This is a genomic window from Baekduia alba (assembly GCF_028416635.1).
Classification (GTDB): domain Bacteria; phylum Actinomycetota; class Thermoleophilia; order Solirubrobacterales; family Solirubrobacteraceae; genus Baekduia; species Baekduia alba.
In genome coordinates this window covers 1,758,393-1,772,654 of record NZ_CP114013.1, presented here as the reverse complement: position 1 = coordinate 1,772,654, position 14,262 = coordinate 1,758,393, and the positions used below count along the sequence as shown (strand labels likewise).

The 14,262-nt window shown below is 73.6% G+C and carries 16 protein-coding genes; 10 read left to right on the top strand and 6 right to left on the bottom strand.

Translation table 11 applies throughout. The features are described from left to right. Positions 1-12: 12 nt before the first annotated feature. Complete coding sequence (locus DSM104299_RS08775; RefSeq protein WP_272476919.1) at positions 13-1,452, bottom strand: MFS transporter; 1,440 nt, start codon at positions 1,450-1,452, stop codon at positions 13-15. Positions 1,453-1,599: 147 nt separating this feature from the next. Here DSM104299_RS08775 and DSM104299_RS08770 point away from each other — a divergent pair, with 147 nt between their 5' ends. The 3 genes from DSM104299_RS08770 to DSM104299_RS08760 are packed head-to-tail and all read left to right on the top strand — an operon-like array spanning position 1,600 to position 3,921. Beyond that, complete coding sequence (locus DSM104299_RS08770) at positions 1,600-2,688, top strand: lysylphosphatidylglycerol synthase transmembrane domain-containing protein (protein ID WP_272476918.1); 1,089 nt, start codon at positions 1,600-1,602, stop codon at positions 2,686-2,688. 23 nt (positions 2,689-2,711) lie between these two features. Beyond that, positions 2,712-3,110, top strand: a complete 399-nt coding sequence (locus DSM104299_RS08765) for a tautomerase family protein (protein WP_272476917.1) — start codon at positions 2,712-2,714, stop codon at positions 3,108-3,110. A gap of 43 nt (positions 3,111-3,153) precedes the next feature. Continuing rightward, a complete protein-coding gene (locus tag DSM104299_RS08760; protein ID WP_272476916.1) occupies positions 3,154-3,921 on the top strand; it encodes an SDR family oxidoreductase in 768 nt (255 codons plus the stop codon). 12 nt (positions 3,922-3,933) lie between these two features. On the opposite strand, the gene DSM104299_RS08755 is transcribed toward DSM104299_RS08760, so the two are convergent. Then, positions 3,934-4,749 (bottom strand): SDR family NAD(P)-dependent oxidoreductase, encoded by an 816-nt coding sequence (locus tag DSM104299_RS08755; RefSeq protein WP_272476915.1) that lies wholly within the window; start codon positions 4,747-4,749, stop codon positions 3,934-3,936. Positions 4,750-4,797: 48 nt separating this feature from the next. On the opposite strand from DSM104299_RS08755, the gene DSM104299_RS08750 reads away from it, so the two are divergent. The 3 genes from DSM104299_RS08750 to DSM104299_RS08740 all read left to right on the top strand — a co-directional run bounded on the left by DSM104299_RS08750 (position 4,798) and on the right by DSM104299_RS08740 (position 6,682). Then, on the top strand, positions 4,798-5,397 hold the full coding sequence (locus DSM104299_RS08750; RefSeq protein ID WP_272476914.1) for a TetR/AcrR family transcriptional regulator: 600 nt from the start codon (positions 4,798-4,800) through the stop codon (positions 5,395-5,397). Between the two features lie 123 nt (positions 5,398-5,520). Continuing rightward, positions 5,521-5,697, top strand: coding sequence for a hypothetical protein (locus DSM104299_RS08745; protein WP_272476913.1), 177 nt, complete (start codon positions 5,521-5,523; stop codon positions 5,695-5,697). A 55-nt stretch (positions 5,698-5,752) separates the two neighbouring features. Then, positions 5,753-6,682, top strand: a complete 930-nt coding sequence (locus tag DSM104299_RS08740; protein WP_272476912.1) for a YihY/virulence factor BrkB family protein — start codon at positions 5,753-5,755, stop codon at positions 6,680-6,682. A 53-nt stretch (positions 6,683-6,735) separates the two neighbouring features. Here the strand turns inward: DSM104299_RS08740 and DSM104299_RS08735 are convergent, their stop codons facing one another. Continuing rightward, positions 6,736-8,106, bottom strand: coding sequence for an NAD-dependent succinate-semialdehyde dehydrogenase (locus DSM104299_RS08735; RefSeq protein WP_272476911.1), 1,371 nt, complete (start codon positions 8,104-8,106; stop codon positions 6,736-6,738). A gap of 304 nt (positions 8,107-8,410) precedes the next feature. Continuing rightward, on the bottom strand, positions 8,411-8,950 hold the full coding sequence (locus DSM104299_RS08730) for a nuclear transport factor 2 family protein (RefSeq protein WP_272476910.1): 540 nt from the start codon (positions 8,948-8,950) through the stop codon (positions 8,411-8,413). 128 nt (positions 8,951-9,078) lie between these two features. Between DSM104299_RS08730 and DSM104299_RS08725 the strand changes: the two genes are divergently transcribed. After that, positions 9,079-9,930, top strand: a complete 852-nt coding sequence (locus DSM104299_RS08725) for a fumarylacetoacetate hydrolase family protein (protein WP_272476909.1) — start codon at positions 9,079-9,081, stop codon at positions 9,928-9,930. A 9-nt stretch (positions 9,931-9,939) separates the two neighbouring features. Here DSM104299_RS08725 and DSM104299_RS08720 read toward each other — a convergent pair whose 3' ends face one another. Together DSM104299_RS08720 and DSM104299_RS08715 are read right to left on the bottom strand one after the other, a co-directional pair. After that, the gene (locus tag DSM104299_RS08720) at positions 9,940-10,482 is read right to left on the bottom strand and encodes a DUF488 domain-containing protein (protein WP_272476908.1); all 543 of its coding nucleotides are present in this window, start codon (positions 10,480-10,482) and stop codon (positions 9,940-9,942) included. A gap of 10 nt (positions 10,483-10,492) precedes the next feature. Continuing rightward, entirely contained in the window at positions 10,493-11,428 is a 936-nt protein-coding gene (locus DSM104299_RS08715) for a LysR family transcriptional regulator (RefSeq protein ID WP_272476907.1), read from the bottom strand. Positions 11,429-11,499: 71 nt separating this feature from the next. On the opposite strand from DSM104299_RS08715, the gene DSM104299_RS08710 reads away from it, so the two are divergent. The 3 genes from DSM104299_RS08710 to DSM104299_RS08700 are packed head-to-tail and all read left to right on the top strand — an operon-like array spanning position 11,500 to position 14,253. Beyond that, positions 11,500-11,841: a hypothetical protein gene (locus tag DSM104299_RS08710; RefSeq protein WP_272476906.1), complete on the top strand. Its 342-nt coding sequence runs from the start codon at positions 11,500-11,502 to the stop codon at positions 11,839-11,841. Between the two features lie 13 nt (positions 11,842-11,854). Beyond that, positions 11,855-12,790, top strand: coding sequence for an EamA family transporter (locus tag DSM104299_RS08705; protein WP_272476905.1), 936 nt, complete (start codon positions 11,855-11,857; stop codon positions 12,788-12,790). A 41-nt stretch (positions 12,791-12,831) separates the two neighbouring features. Continuing rightward, on the top strand, positions 12,832-14,253 hold the full coding sequence (locus DSM104299_RS08700; RefSeq protein ID WP_272476904.1) for a DHA2 family efflux MFS transporter permease subunit: 1,422 nt from the start codon (positions 12,832-12,834) through the stop codon (positions 14,251-14,253). The last annotated feature ends 9 nt before the right edge of the window (positions 14,254-14,262 follow it).

Genomic DNA, 14,262 nt, shown 5'->3' with positions numbered 1-14,262 from the left:
GCCCGACGCGCGTCAGTGCATGCCGACGCGCGCGCCCGGCGCCGGTCGCACGACCGGCACCACCAGCGCGGCGACCGCCGCGAACGCGCCGGCCGCCACGGCGGCGGCCGTCAACGCGTCGCCGTAGCCCACCGCGAGGCCGCCGCCGGCCCCGACCGCGACGGTCGACAGCACCGCCACGCCCAGGGCGGCGCCGACCTCGTGGCCGGTCGAGAGCAGCCCGGACCCGAGCCCGGCCGAGGCGTGGTCGACGCGGCTCAGCGCCGTGATCGACAGCGCGGGGAAGGCCAGGCCCATCCCGAGGCCGAGCACGCAGAAGCCGGGCAGGAGGTCCGGGGCGTAGTGGGCGTGGTCGGGCGCGCTGGCGAGCAGCAGCGACCCGACGGCCGCGAGCAGCAGCCCGGCGACGACCACCGACCGGCTGCCCATGTGCGCGACGGCGTGTGAGGTCAGGTGGACGCCGGCGCCGATCGCCACGACGAACGGCAGGAAGGCCAGGCCGCTGCGCAGCGCCGACCAGCCGAGGACGTCCTGGAGGTAGACCGAGTTGAGGAAGAACGTCCCGGCCATGATCCCCGTCGCGGCGAGCATCAGGCCGGCGCCGGCGACCAGCGGCCCGTTGCGCCAGGTGACCGGCGGCACGAGCGGGTGGCGGGCCGAGCGCTCGATCAGGGTGAACGTGGCCAGCAGCGCCGCGGCGGCGACGAGGAGCACGACCGTGTGCGCCGAGCCCCAGGCGTGCGTCGCGGTGCCCGAGATCCCGTAGACGAGCGCGGCCAGGCCGAGGACGGCGGACACGGCGCCGGGCAGGTCCAGCCCGCCGCCGCGCGCCGGCGCCGCACCGGCCGGGACGATGCGCAGGGTCAACGCCGCGGCGACGAGGCCGACCGGGACGTTGACCAGGAAGACCCAGTGCCAGCTCAGCCAGGTCGTCAGCATCCCGCCGACGATCACGCCGACCGCGACGCCGGCGCTGGCCACGCCGCCCCACAGCGCCAGCGCCTTGGCGAGGTCCGGACCGCTGTAGGTGGTGGTGATGATCGAGAGCGCCGCGGGCGTGAGCATCGCGGCCCCGGTCCCCTGGACGGCGCGGGCGCCGACGAGCGCCGCCGGCGACGGGGCCAGCCCGCTGGCCAGCGAGGCCGCGGTGAACAGCAGCAGGCCGGTGAGGAAGATCCGCCGGCGCCCGAGCAGGTCGGCCGCGCGTCCGCCGACCAGCAGCAGCCCGCCGCTGCACAGCACGTACGCGGTTACGACCCACTGCAGGTCGCCGGCGGCGAAGTGCAGGCTCGCGTCGATCGCCGGGAGCGCGACGTTGACGATGCTGATGTCCAAGACCACCATGAACTGCGCGACGACGAGCAGCGCGAGCACCGCCCGCGACGGCGTGGTCCCGGGAGCGAGGGTTGCGACGCCGCCTGCGCGGTCGGCGTCGGTCGTGCCGTGGTTCATCGTGTCGGTCTCCGCCTGCTTCGAGTTTACAGCGTTGTAAACCTAAAATACCTCGCTTTACGGCGTTGTCAAGGCAGATGCGGGCCACGCGCGCTCACCCCGGCCGGAGGAGGGCGGCTCACCCCGCCGCCCGCGATCGTCTGACGCATGGCCGCCCCGGTGTCCAGCGTCGGAGACCGGCTCGAGCGTGCGATCGAGCAGCGGACCGAGCTCGAAGACGACATCGCGCGCGGGGAGACCAGCGAGCCCGAGCGCCGGCACCTCGTGCGCACGGCGATCTGGCTCGGGCTGACCGCGATCTCGCTCTATCTCGTCGCGCCGAGCCTGCTCGACGTCCTCAGCTCCTGGAAGGACATCGCCCGGATCGGCGTGGGCTGGCTGCTGGTGATGGCCGCCTGCCAGGCGCTGTCGCTCGGCTCGCTCTGGGTGCTGCAGCGGCTGGCGATCCGGGCGCGGCGCTGGGCGCCGGTGATCACCTCGCAGCTGGCGGGCAACGCCATGTCGAAGATCGCCCCGGGCGGCGGGGCCGTCGGCGCCGCGGTGCAGTACCGGATGCTCGTCGACGCCGGCCTGGAGCGGACGACCGTCGTCGGCGGGCTCACCGCCGCCAACCTGCTCACGTTCGCCCTCGTGCTCGCGATGCCGGTGCTCGCCATCCCGGCGCTGATCCGCGGCGCCGTGCCGCGCGACCTCGTGAACGCGACCGTCGTCGGCGTCGTCGCCTTCGCGGTCCTGGCCGTCGCCGGCGCGGTGTGCCTGCGCTACGACGCGCCGCTGCGCGGGGTCGGCCGCGCCATCCAGCGCGTCCGCAACCGCCTGCGCCGGCACGCCGAGCCACTGCGCGGCCTCCCGAGCCGGCTGCTGCGCGAGCGCGACCGCATCCTCACCACCCTCGGCCCGCAGTGGCTGCGCGCGCTGCTGGCGACGACCGGCCGCTGGGCCTTCGACTACGGCAGCCTCCTCGCGGCGCTCGCCGCGGTCGGCTCGCACCCGCGCGCCGCGCTGGTCCTGCTCGCCTTCTGCGCGGCGCAGCTGCTGGCGCAGATCCCGATCACGCCCGGCGGCCTGGGCTTCGTCGAGGCGGGCCTGACCGCGATGCTCACGCTCGCCGGCGTGTCGGCGGGCAACGCCGTGCTCGCGACGTTCGCCTACCGGTTGGTGTCCTACTGGCTGCCGCTGCCGGTCGGCCTGGTGGCCTACGTGGTCCACCGGCGGACGCTCAAGCCGACCGGCTGACGCGGTCGCATAGCGTGCGGCCCATGCCGCTCGTCACCGTCGACCTCCGCAAGGGCAGCACCGATCCGGAAGTGGTCCTCACCGCCGTGCACGAGGCGCTGGTGGAGCACCTCGGCGTGCCCGAGCGCGACCGCTTCCAGATCCTGACCGAACACGATGCGCGCACCTTGCGCTTCGATCCCAGCTACCTCGACATCGAGCGCAGCGAGCGCTTCGTCCTCGTCCGTGTCACGCTCTCGGCCGGCCGGACCACCGAGGCCAAGCAGGCGTTCTACCAGGGCCTGGCCGAGCTGCTGGCGCAGCGCGCCGACCTCCGCCCTGAGGACCTCGCGGTGGCCCTGATCGAGAACACGCGCGAGGACTGGTCGTTCGGGCGCGGGCAGGCCAGCTACGTCGAGCTGCCGCCGGAGGCGTGGCGCTGACCGGTCACGCCGCCGCGGCCGGGCCGGTCAGATCAGCATGACCATGACCTCTCCCGTCCTCGTCACCGGCGGCACCGGCACCCTCGGCCGGCTCGTCGTCCCGAAGCTGCGCGACGCCGGCTGCGACGTCCGCGTGCTCAGCCGCCGCCGCCACGACCCGCAGCCCGGCGTCACCTACGTCACCGGCGACCTGCTGAAGGGCGATGGCATCGACGCCGCGGTCGACCGCGCCGGCACGATCCTGCACCTCGCCGGCGGCCCCAAGGGCGACGACGAGGCGACCCGCAACCTCGTGCGCGCCGCGACCCGGTTCGGCGGCGGCCCGAGCAACCTGGTGCACATCTCGGTCATCGGCGCCAACCGCGTTCCGCTGGGCTACTTCAAGGCCAAGCTCGGCGCCGAGCAGGCGATCCGCGACTCCGGGCTGCCGTTCACGATCCTGCGCGCCGCGCAGTTCCACGACTTCGTCCTGATGGTCGCCGAGAAGATGACGAAGCTGCCGGTCCTGCCCGTCCCGTCGGCGATCCGCTGGCAGCCGGTCGACGCCGACGAGGTGGCGACCCGGCTCGTGCACCTGACCCTCGACGCGCCGGCCGGCGCCGTTCCGGACCTCGCCGGACCCGAGGTGCACGGGATGGGCGACCTGATCCGCAGCTACGTCCGTGCGCGCGGCAAGCACCGCGCGATCCTGCCGATCGGCCTCCCCGGCAAGGCCGGCCGCGCCTACAAGGCCGGCGAGAACCTCGCCTACGACCAGACCATCGGCCACCGCACGTGGGAGGACTTCCTCGCCGCCCGCGTCAGCGCCTGAGGGCGACCGCCGTCACGCGAAGGCCGTGTCCGCCCCCAGCGGGCGCGCGGCCTCCAGCGCGTCGAGGCGGTCGCGCAGGTAGGCCGCGATCCATGTGGAGGCGTCGTCGCCGAGCGGGAGCCGCAGCGGCGGGTCGTCGAGCGCGACCGCGGCGACGATCGCCTCGGCGCCGCGCCGCGGGTCGCCGGCCTGCGTCCCGTGCCCGTCGCGGAACGCGCGGCTCGGCGGGCCGACCACCTCCGCGTAGGGCGGGCTGATCTCCGCGACGCGCAGCGACCGGCCGCTGAAGTCCGTCCGGAACGCGCCCGGCTCGACGATCGTCACGCGGATGCCCCAGCCGGCGACCTCCGCGGCCAGCGACTCCGACATCGCCGCGAGCGCCGCCTTGGGGCCGGCGTAGGCCGAGCCGCCGAGGCCGGAGGTGACGCCGATGACCGACGACATCTGCACGATGCGCCCGCCGCCGCGGCGGCGCATGCCCGGGAGGACCGCGCGCGCGAGCCGCATCGGGCCGAACAGGTTGGTCTCGTAGGCGGCGCGCAGCTCGGCGTCGCCGACGTCCTCGACCGCGCCGAGCAGGCCGTACCCCGCGTTGTTGACGAGGACGTCGATGCCGCCGGTCAGCGCGACCGCGCGCGCGACCGCGGCGTCGACCGACGCCGGGTCGCTCACGTCGAGCGCCAGCGCGTGCGCGCCGAGGTCGGCGACCGTCGTCACGTCGCGTGCGGTCGCGATCACGGGATGCCCGCGGGCAACGGCGACCTCGGCGATCGCGCGGCCGAAGCCGCTGCTCGCACCCGTGATGAACCAGACCTGCTCCGCGCTCATGCGGCGAGACGCTAGCACGGAATTACCACGGTGGTAATCTTCCCGAGGATGGAATCTCGCCGCGATCGTCACAAGGCCGAGCGCCGTCAGGCGATCTCCGACGCGGCCACCCGGCTGTTCGAGGCGCGCGGCTTCGAGGCCGTCAGCCTGGCCGACATCGCCGACGCCGCCGACGTCTCGGTCAAGACCATCTGGAACCACTTCGGCAGCAAGGAGGAGCTGTTCTTCGACGCCGAGGACGCGGTGCTCGCGTTCCTGGTCGACGCGGTGCGCGCGCGGCCCGCGGGCGTCTCTCCCACCGGTGCGCTCGCGCCGTTCCTGGACGGGCCGATCCTGGCGGGCCCGTGTCGCTGGTCGCAGATGCGCGGCGACCTTTACGACCGCATCCGCGCGTTCGCGGCGTGCGAGCGCGCGTCGCCCACGCTCAGCGCGCGGCGGCTGGCGATCCTGCACTCCTGGACCGCGCCGCTGGCCGCGGCGTCGGGATCGCCGGCCTGGGCGGCGATGGTCACCGGCGTGCTGGCTTTGCGCCACGACACGATCATCACCGCGTTCGTGGAGGGCCGCTCGGCGAGGACGATCGAGCGCCGCACGCGCGCGGCGCTCGACCCGGCGATCGCGGCGTTGAGCCGGGCGTTCCCGGACTGACGCGGCGGGTGGCTCCCGACCAGCGCCAGCGCGATCGTCAACGCGTCCTCGGCGACGGCGACCACCGGATCCGGCAGCCCGGTCCGCTCGACCGGCGCGCCGCGCGCCCGGTAGGACGCCACCGTGCTGGCCGCCGCGCCCACGGCGGCACCCGGCACGCCCGCCACGCAGCGTCCGGCGAACGCCCCGCCGGCGATCCGGCCGGCCAGCGCCGGCGGCTGGATCCGCGACGGGGTGGCCGGCAGCTTGTTCGCGGACGCGCTCCTCGCGCTGCCCGCTGGCCGGCGCCGTCACGCGTGAGGCGGCCTCGCCGGATCCCCGTATATCTCGGCGGCGTGCCGGGAACGCCGACGACATGTCCGCGCCCGACGATCCCACCGACCTCTCCGGCCGTTCCTGGTTCGGGGTGCTCAAGCGCACCGTCAAGGAGTTCCAGCACGACAACCTGACCGACTGGGCCGCCGCGCTGACCTACTACGGCGTGCTGGCGATCTTCCCGGCGATCATCGCGCTGATCTCGATCATCGGCCTGATCGGGCCGTCGGCCACCCAGCCGATCCTCGACAACCTCGCGACGCTGACCCCGGGCCCGGCGAACGACATCCTGTCCGGCGCGGTCAAGCAGGTCGCCAGCGGCCGCGGCAGCGCGAGCGTCGCGTTCATCGGCGGCATCGCGCTGGCGATCTGGAGCGCCTCGGGCTACGTCGGCGCCTTCGCCCGCGCCTCCAACGCGATCTACGAAGTGCCGGAAGGGCGGCCGTTCTGGAAGCTGCGTCCGATGCAGCTGATCGTCACCACGTCGATGATCTTCCTGCTCGCCGCGTGCGCGATCGCCGTCGTCGTCACCGGGCCGATCGCCCAGCAGCTCGGCGACGTCGTCGGCGCCGGCTCGGCCGCCGTCACCGCCTGGGACATCGCCAAGTGGCCGATCATCGCGCTGGTCGTCAGCCTGATGTTCTCGGTGTTGTACTTCGCCGCGCCGAACGTCAAGCAGCCGGGCTTCAAGTGGATCACCGTGGGCGGCGTCGTCGCGCTGGTCATCCTGCTGATCGCCTCGGCCCTGTTCGCGATCTACGTCGCGAGCTTCAGCTCCTACAACAAGACCTACGGCGCGCTCGGCGGGGTCATCGCCTTCCTGGTCTGGCTATGGATCGCCAACCTCGCCGTGCTCCTCGGCGCCGAGCTCAACGCCGAGCTGGAGCGCGGCCGCGAGCTGGAAGCCGGCCTGCCCGCGGAGGACGAGCTCCAGGCCGAGCTGCGCGACGACCGCAAGATCAAGCGCTAGCGTCGCGGACGGCGCGGCCCGTGCCGGCCGCGCCGTCCGGTCCCGCGCAGCGGCTACCCCGCGACGCGGATGAGCTTCTTGTTCACGAACTCGTCCGCGCCGAAGCGGCCCAGCTCGCGGCCGAAGCCCGAGGACTTCACGCCGCCGAAGGGCAGCTCGACGCCCTCGGCGCCGACGGCGTTGATGAACACCATGCCGGCCTCGATCCGGTCGGCCACGCGCAGCGCCTGGTCGGAGTCGTTGGTGAACACGTAGGAGCCGAGGCCGTACTCGGTGTCGTTGGCGAGCGTGATCGCCTCGTCCTCCGAGCCGACCTTGTACACCGACGCCACCGGGCCGAAGAACTCCTCCTTGTAGGCGTCGTTGTCCGGCGTGATGCCGGTCAGGACGGTCGTCTTGAAGAAGTTGCCGTCACGGCCGCCGCCGGCCACGAGCTTGGCGCCCTGGTCGGTCGCGCGCTTGACCTGGTCCTCCAGGCGGTCGGTCGCCCCGGACGAGGACAGCGGGCCGAGCGCCGTGCCCTCGACCTTGGGGTCGCCGGGCTCGACCGCGGTCAGGGCGGCCGTGAACTTCTCCAGGAACGTGTCGTAGAGCTCGTCGACGACGATGAAGCGCTTGGCGGCGTTGCACGCCTGGCCGCCGTTCTCCAGCCGGCCGCCGACCGCGGACTCGACCAGCGCGTCCATGTCGTCGGTGCCCAGGACCAGGAACGGGTCCGACCCGCCGAGCTCGAGCACGACCTTCTTGAGGTGGCGGCCGGCCTGCTCGGCCACCGCGGCGCCGGCGCGGCCGGAGCCGGTCAGCGACACGCCCTGGACGCGCGGGTCGGCGATGACCGTCGAGATCTGGTCGTTGGTGGCGTAGACGTTGACGTAGGCGTCGACCGGGACGCCCGCGTCGTGGTAGATCTGCTCGATCGCCTCGGCGGACTCCGGGCACTGCGGCGCGTGCTTGAGGAGGATCGTGTTGCCGATCACGAGGTTCGGGCCGGCGAAGCGCGCCACCTGGTAGTAGGGGTAGTTCCAGGGCATGATGCCCAGCAGGACGCCGATGGAGCTGCGGCGGATGAACGCCGAGCCCTCGCCCTCGAGCAGCTCGATCGACTCGTCGGCCAGCAGCGACTCGGCGTTGTCGGCGTAGTACGCGTAGATCGCCGCGCTGAACTCGACCTCGCCGACGGCCTGCTCGATCGGCTTGCCCATCTCGCGCGAGATGATCTCGCCCAGTTGCTGCTTGCGCTCGTCGTGCAGCTCGCCGACCTTGCGGATCAGCGCCGCGCGCTCGGCGACGGTCCTGCCCTTGCCCCAGCCCTCGTGCGCCGCGTGGGCGCGGCCGATCGCCGCGTCAAGATCGCCGTCGCTGATCGTCGGATACTCCTTGATCGTCTCGCCCGTCGCCGGGTCGACAACCGCGTAATCGGCCATGAAGCTCTCGGTCCTTTGCTCGATGGATCAGCAGGGAGATCCCATCATGACGCAGCGCGGGTTGGGCGCCGTGGCGTACGGGCAGCCGGGAGACACGCCATCTCGGACTACCGTCGCCACCGGCCCCGATGCACCGCACGCGGGCGCGACGAACGCCGGTAGGCTCGCGCCGATCCGGCCCATGGCCCGCGCCGCCTCCGCGGAGGCCGCCGAGCGCTTCGTCGCCGACGGCCGTCAAGACTCCGCGCGCCGCGCCGCCGCGCCGGCCTGGGACCTGCACCCGGCCGACCAGGGCGCCGAGCCGCTACCCGCGCGTGTCGGGCGTCGGGTACGCGCGCGGTAGGCCGCCCGCTCCTCCTCGGTCGTCCTTCGGTTCGGGGAGGTTGGTTGGGGTTACCGACGTTGGTTGTACCAACTCATCAGACGCGGGCGACGCGCCGGCCTGCGTCGCGTCCTCGATCCCGGCGGCGGCCAGCGCGCCCGCCGCGGTCTCGAAGATCCGGCCGTAGACGAGCAGGCCGCCCTCGATCCGCCACAGCCAGCCGGCCGGGGCGTCGACCACACGGCCGGCGCCCCACGCGTAGACGCGCCCGGTCGCGACGACGATCCCGCCGTCGCGCTCGTAGAACGTGTCCGGCGACGGCCGCAGCTCCTGCCACACGCGCGCGACGTCCTCCAGGTAGCGCCGCAGCCCGTCGTGGCCGCGATAGGCCTCGCCGCCCGCGGCGATCTGGGCGGTCACGGGCTCGAAGACGACGTCCGGCGACGCGATCGCGATCAGCAACTCGGGATCGCGCTGCTCGAACGCGGCGAACGCCTGGCGCACGATGTCGATGTTCCTCACCCCCACGGCTCCGACAACTATCGCAACCCGCACCATCGCTGGGGGACGATTGGTCGGTTTCGCACCGGTTGCAGGTTTCATGCCGCCAAACACGCGCAGGCTCCCCAGCCACTACCTTCAACGCCCCCATGCGCCTCGTGACGTTCCGCGATCCCCACGGCTCCACCCGCGTCGGCCGGCTCGACGGCGACACCGAGGACGACGTCCGCGTCGTCGAGCTGTCGGCCCCGACGATGCTCGACTACCTGCGCGGCGACGGCCACGCGCCGGCCGGCCGCGACCACGCGCTGGCCGACGTCTTCCTGCTCGCCCCGATCGCCGCGCCGCCGAGCGTGCGCGACTTCTTCGCCTACGAGGGCCACGTCGCGACCGGTTGGCGGCTGCGCGGAGGCGAGATCCCGGAGGCCTGGTACGAGGCGCCGGTCTTCTACTTCTCCAACCCGGCCTCGATCCACGGGCCGAGTGAGCCGGTCAAGCGCCCGCTGCACTGCCAGTGGCTGGACTTCGAGCTCGAGATCGCCGCCGTCATCGGCGAGGACGGCGAGATCGCCGGCTTCACGCTCTTCAACGACTGGAGCGCGCGCGACATCCAGCGCCGCGAGATGACCGTCGGGCTCGGGCCGGCCAAGGGCAAGGACTTCGCGACGTCGATCGGGCCGTGGCTGGTCACGCCCGACGAGCTGACGCTCGAGGACGGGCGCCTCCAGCTCGAGGCCACCGTGACGGTCAACGGCGAGGAGCTGACGCGCAGCGCGGCGGGCGCGATGCACTGGAGCTGGCCGCAGATCGTCGCGCAGGCCGCGCGGGAGACGCAGCTGAAGCCGGGCGACGTCCTGGGCTCGGGCACGCTGACCCGCGGCTGCCTGCTGGAGCTCAACGCGGAGCTGCCCGAGCGCGGCGCGGCGCGCTGGCTGCAGCCCGGCGACACGGTGACGATCGCGGCGCCGGGCCTCGGCGCGCTGACGGCGCCGATCGTCTAGCGGCGCCGGTCAGAACCCCAGGCCCAGCTGCTGCGCCGGATAGCGCGGCAGGCCCGCGTCCGCGGCGAACACCGCGAACTCGGTGATCGCGTGCGCCTCCAGCGTCCCGTCGACGCCGAGGTGCCGCACGCTTGCCGCCCCGCGCAGGACCAGGACGTCGGCAAGCAGCCGCCGGTGGCAGCGGCGCCAGTCGCCCTCGGCGCACATGACCGCGGTCGGCCGCGCGCCGGCCAACCCCGTCAACCTGGTCACGCCGCGCGCGAGCTCCTCGGTCGCGAGGTGGTCGGCGTAGCCGTTGAACGCCTCGACGTCCCAGCCGTCGTTGACCGAACCGGCCACGCGCTCCCGGTGCCCGCCGAGCTCCACGAGGTGCGCGTAGGCGATCCCGTGCGACGCCAGCTCGACCGCCAGCGCGTCGTCGTCGAAGTGCGGGTGGCGCCGCGACCGGGGCCACCGGCGCACGTCGGCGACCTGTCGCACGCCGGCGCCCCGCAGCAGCGCCGCGAACGCGTCGACGGCGTGCGACGAGTGCCCGACGGTCAGGAGGTCCACGGGCGGTCCGCTACGACGCGAGCGCGAGCTCGGTGCGCCGCGCCCCGAACTCCGCCGAGACCTCGAGCAGGACGTCGAGCATCGCCTGCTTGGCCGGCGAGCGGAAGGAGTCGGCCAGCGTCAGCGCCACGATGCGCCGGACCGGCGGCCGCCCGCCCAGCGAGCGCACGACGATGTCGTCGCGGACGTTGATCAGCGCGAGGTCCGGGATGAACGACACGCCCATCCCCGCGGCGACGAAGCCCTGGATCGCGTTGTAGTCGTCCAGGTTGAAGGCGATGTTCGGCTCGAAGCCCGCGACCGTGCAGGCGCGCAGGAAGATGCTCGTGTCCGCGCACGTCCCGGCGGTCCCGATCATCCACGGCTCGTCGACGAGGTCGGTGAGCTTGATCCTCGCCCGGGTGGCCATCGGATGGTCGCGCGGCAACATGATGTACATGGGATCGTCGAGCAGCACGACGGTGTCCAGCTCGCCGTCGTTGCGCGTGGTGAACTCCGCCTCGATCGACACCGCGACGTCGCAGTCGCCGCCGCGCAGCAGCCGGACGCCGTCGTCGGGCTCGGCCGGGCTGAGCGTCAGCTCGACGCCGGGATGGCGCTCGCGGAAGCGGGCCACCGCCAGCGGCATCAGCGTCGCGCACGCGCTCGGGAACGCGGCGAGCCGCAGCCGGCCTCCGCGCAGGCCCGCGATCGCGTGCAGCTCCTCCTCGGCGTCGGCCAGCCGGGCGAGGATCGCGTCGGCGTGCGTCACCAGCGCGCGGCCGGCGTCGGTGAGCGTCACGCCGCGCGCCGCGCGCTCGACCAGCTGCGAGCCCGCCTCGCGCTCCAGCGCCGCGATCTGCTGCGAGACCGCGGACTGCGTGTAGGACAACGCGTCGGCGGCGGCCGAGAAGGACCCCTGGGCGGCCACCTCCCGCAGGATCCTGAGGCGGCGAACGTCAAGCATAAGGAGAACTTACTCGGTCGGTCATCAAATGTCATTTGAGCTAATCCCCTCCAAACCCCATCATGGTGGACATGTCTCGCAGCGCCCCCTCCCCGAAGCTCCCCCTCCTGGCCGCCGTCGTCATCCGCCCCGCCTACCCCGACGACGCGTCCACGCTCGAACGTCTCGCACGCCTCGACTCCCGCCGCCCCCTCGGCGGGCCGATGCTCGTCGCCGAGCGCGACGGCCGCCTCCTGGCGGCCATCGCGACCGACGACGGCGCGACGATCGCCGACCCCTTCTCGCCCACCGCCGACCTGGTGGCCCTTCTCCGGCTGCACGCCGCCGACACGGCACGCAGCCTCGGCCGCCGGGACATCCTCCGGCGCGTGGGCGTGAGCACCCGCAGGCGTCCCGCGCTAGCGCGCGGCTAGCCTCGGGTGGCAGATGGCCAGCCGCAGCGCCCCCACGCCCAAGGCGTCCCCTCCTCAGGTCACGCGGGTGTGGGTGGCGCTCGGCGCCATCTACCTCATCTGGGGCTCGACCTACCTGGCGATCCGCCTGATGGTCGAGACCGTTCCGCCGGCGCTGGGCGCCGGCGTGCGCTTCCTGCTCGCCGGCGGCGCCATGTTGGTGTTCTTGGCGGCACGGCGCGGCGGTCTCGCGCGCGTGCGCGTGAGCCGGTCGCAGCTGCTGTGGACGGCCATCGTCGGCTCGCTGCTGGCGGCGGGCGGCAACGGGCTGGTGACGGTCGCCGAGCAGGACGTGCCGTCGGGCCTGGCGGCGCTGCTGATCGCGACCGAGCCGCTGCTGATCGTCCTGCTGCGCGGCCTGACCGGCGACCGTGTGGGCCGCATGACGCTCGGCGGCGTCGCGCTGGGCTTCGTCGGCGTCGGGATCCTGATGCTGCCGGGCGGGCGCCCCGACGACGTGCCGCTGGGGATGACCCTGCTGGTCGTCGTCGCCTCGCTGTCGTGGGCGCTGGGCTCGTTCATCTCCCCGCGCGTGGACCTGCCGCGCGACCCGCTGGTCTCGACGGGCTGGTCGCTGCTGATCGGCGGCGGCGTGCTCGTGGTGTGCGGGCTGATCGCCGGCGAGGGCGGCGAGCTGGACGTCGGCGCGTTCTCCACCAAGTCGATCCTGGCCTTCGCCTACCTGGTAGTCGTCGGCTCGATCGTGGCGTTCTCCTGCTACTCGTGGCTGCTGGCCAACGCGCCGATCTCGCAGGTCTCGACCTACGCCTACGTCAACCCGGTGATCGCGGTCGTCCTCGGCGCGGTGTTCCTGTCGGAGGACGTGATGGCCGCGACGATCGCCGGGATGGCGTTGGTGATCGCGTCGGTCGTGGTGATCGTCAGACGGGAGACGGAGGCGCCGGCCTAGTCAGTTGCACGATGCAACTGACTCCGCTACCGTGCTCCGGCATGAGCCATCGCGCCCGCGTCGCGGCGATCGTGTCGGTCGGCGTCTTCGTCGCCAGCCTCGACCTCTTCATCGTCAACATCGCGTTCCCGGACATCCAGCAGGACTTCGCCGGCACGTCGCTGGCCTCGCTCTCCTGGATCCTCAACGCGTACGCGATCGTCTTCGCCGCGCTGCTCGTGCCCGCCGGCCGCTGGGCGGACCGCACGGGCCGCAAGCGCGCGTTCCTCGGCGGGCTGGCGCTGTTCACCGTCGCGAGCGCGGCGTGCGCCGCGGCGCCGTCGGTCGGCGTCCTGGTCGCGGCCCGGACCGTGCAGGCCGCGGGCGCCGCGATCCTGACGCCGGCCTCGCTCGGCCTGCTGCTCCCCGAGTTCCCGCCCGAGAAGCGCGGGCTGGCGATCGGCCTGTGGGCGGCGGTCGGCGGCACCGCCGCGGCGGCCGGCCCGGTGCTCGGCGGGCTGCTGGTGGAGCTGTCGTGGCGCTGGGTCTTCCTGGTCAACGTGCCGGTCGGCATCGTCGCGATCGTCGCGGGCGCGCGGACGCTGCGCGAGATCCGCGAGGAGTCGAGCGCGCCGCAGCCCGACCTCGTCGGCGCCGGACTGCTGGTCGTCGCGGTCGCGACGCTCATCGCCGGGATCGTCGAGGGGCCGGACTGGGGCTGGAGCGACCCGCGCGTCGTCGGGCTCTTCGCCGTCGCCGCCGTGCTGCTCGTCGCCTTCGCGGTCCGCTCCGCGCGCCATCCCGTGCCGGTCGTCGAGCCGGCGATGCTCAAGGTCCGCGCCTTCGCGGCGTCCAACCTCGCGGGCGTGTTCTTCTTCATCGGGTTCAGCGCGATGTTGTTGGGGTCGGTGCTGTGGTTGACCGAGGTCTGGGGCGACACCGCGCTGCAGGCGGGCCTGAAGATCGCGCCCGGCCCGGCGACCGCGGCGGTCTTCGCCGTCGCCGGCGGCATCCTCGGCGGCCGGATCGGGCCGCGCCTGGTCGGGACGATCGGCGCGACGCTCTTCGTCCTGGGCGGCGTCTGGTGGGTCACGCACCTCGGCGTCGAGCCCCACTACGCGGCCGACTACCTGCCCGGGATCATCATCGGCGGCGCGGGCGTCGGCTTCGTCAACCCGTCGCTGGCCGCGGCGGCGACCGCGCAGCTGGAGCCCAACCGCCTCGCCACCGGCAGCGCCGTCCTGACGATGTCGCGCCAGTTCGGCTCCGCGCTCGGCGTCGCGCTGCTGGTGGCCGTGCTCGGGACGCCGTCGCCGGCCGACGTCGTCGACGCGTTCCAGGGCGCCTGGTGGATGATGATCGGCGCCGGTGCCCTGTCGGCGCTGTCGTTCGTGGCCGTCGGGCCGCTGTCGCACAAGGAGGAGACCGTGACCGAGGAGATCGAAGAGGCCATCGCGTCGATGGCGCCGGAGGTTGCGGCTTGACTCGCGCAG

What these genes read in the sequence shown, in the direction of transcription:
- DSM104299_RS08775 (WP_272476919.1), bottom strand. Translation starts at nt 1,452, where the DNA reads ATGAACCACGGCACGACCGACGCCGACCGCGCAGGCGGCGTCGCAACC.
- DSM104299_RS08770 (WP_272476918.1), top strand. Translation starts at nt 1,600, where the DNA reads ATGGCCGCCCCGGTGTCCAGCGTCGGAGACCGGCTCGAGCGTGCGATC.
- DSM104299_RS08765 (WP_272476917.1), top strand. Translation starts at nt 2,712, where the DNA reads ATGCCGCTCGTCACCGTCGACCTCCGCAAGGGCAGCACCGATCCGGAA.
- DSM104299_RS08760 (WP_272476916.1), top strand. Translation starts at nt 3,154, where the DNA reads ATGACCTCTCCCGTCCTCGTCACCGGCGGCACCGGCACCCTCGGCCGG.
- DSM104299_RS08755 (WP_272476915.1), bottom strand. Translation starts at nt 4,749, where the DNA reads ATGAGCGCGGAGCAGGTCTGGTTCATCACGGGTGCGAGCAGCGGCTTC.
- DSM104299_RS08750 (WP_272476914.1), top strand. Translation starts at nt 4,798, where the DNA reads ATGGAATCTCGCCGCGATCGTCACAAGGCCGAGCGCCGTCAGGCGATC.
- DSM104299_RS08740 (WP_272476912.1), top strand. Translation starts at nt 5,753, where the DNA reads ATGTCCGCGCCCGACGATCCCACCGACCTCTCCGGCCGTTCCTGGTTC.
- DSM104299_RS08735 (WP_272476911.1), bottom strand. Translation starts at nt 8,106, where the DNA reads ATGGCCGATTACGCGGTTGTCGACCCGGCGACGGGCGAGACGATCAAG.
- DSM104299_RS08725 (WP_272476909.1), top strand. Translation starts at nt 9,079, where the DNA reads ATGCGCCTCGTGACGTTCCGCGATCCCCACGGCTCCACCCGCGTCGGC.
- DSM104299_RS08715 (WP_272476907.1), bottom strand. Translation starts at nt 11,428, where the DNA reads ATGCTTGACGTTCGCCGCCTCAGGATCCTGCGGGAGGTGGCCGCCCAG.
- DSM104299_RS08710 (WP_272476906.1), top strand. Translation starts at nt 11,500, where the DNA reads ATGTCTCGCAGCGCCCCCTCCCCGAAGCTCCCCCTCCTGGCCGCCGTC.
- DSM104299_RS08705 (WP_272476905.1), top strand. Translation starts at nt 11,855, where the DNA reads ATGGCCAGCCGCAGCGCCCCCACGCCCAAGGCGTCCCCTCCTCAGGTC.
- DSM104299_RS08700 (WP_272476904.1), top strand. Translation starts at nt 12,832, where the DNA reads ATGAGCCATCGCGCCCGCGTCGCGGCGATCGTGTCGGTCGGCGTCTTC.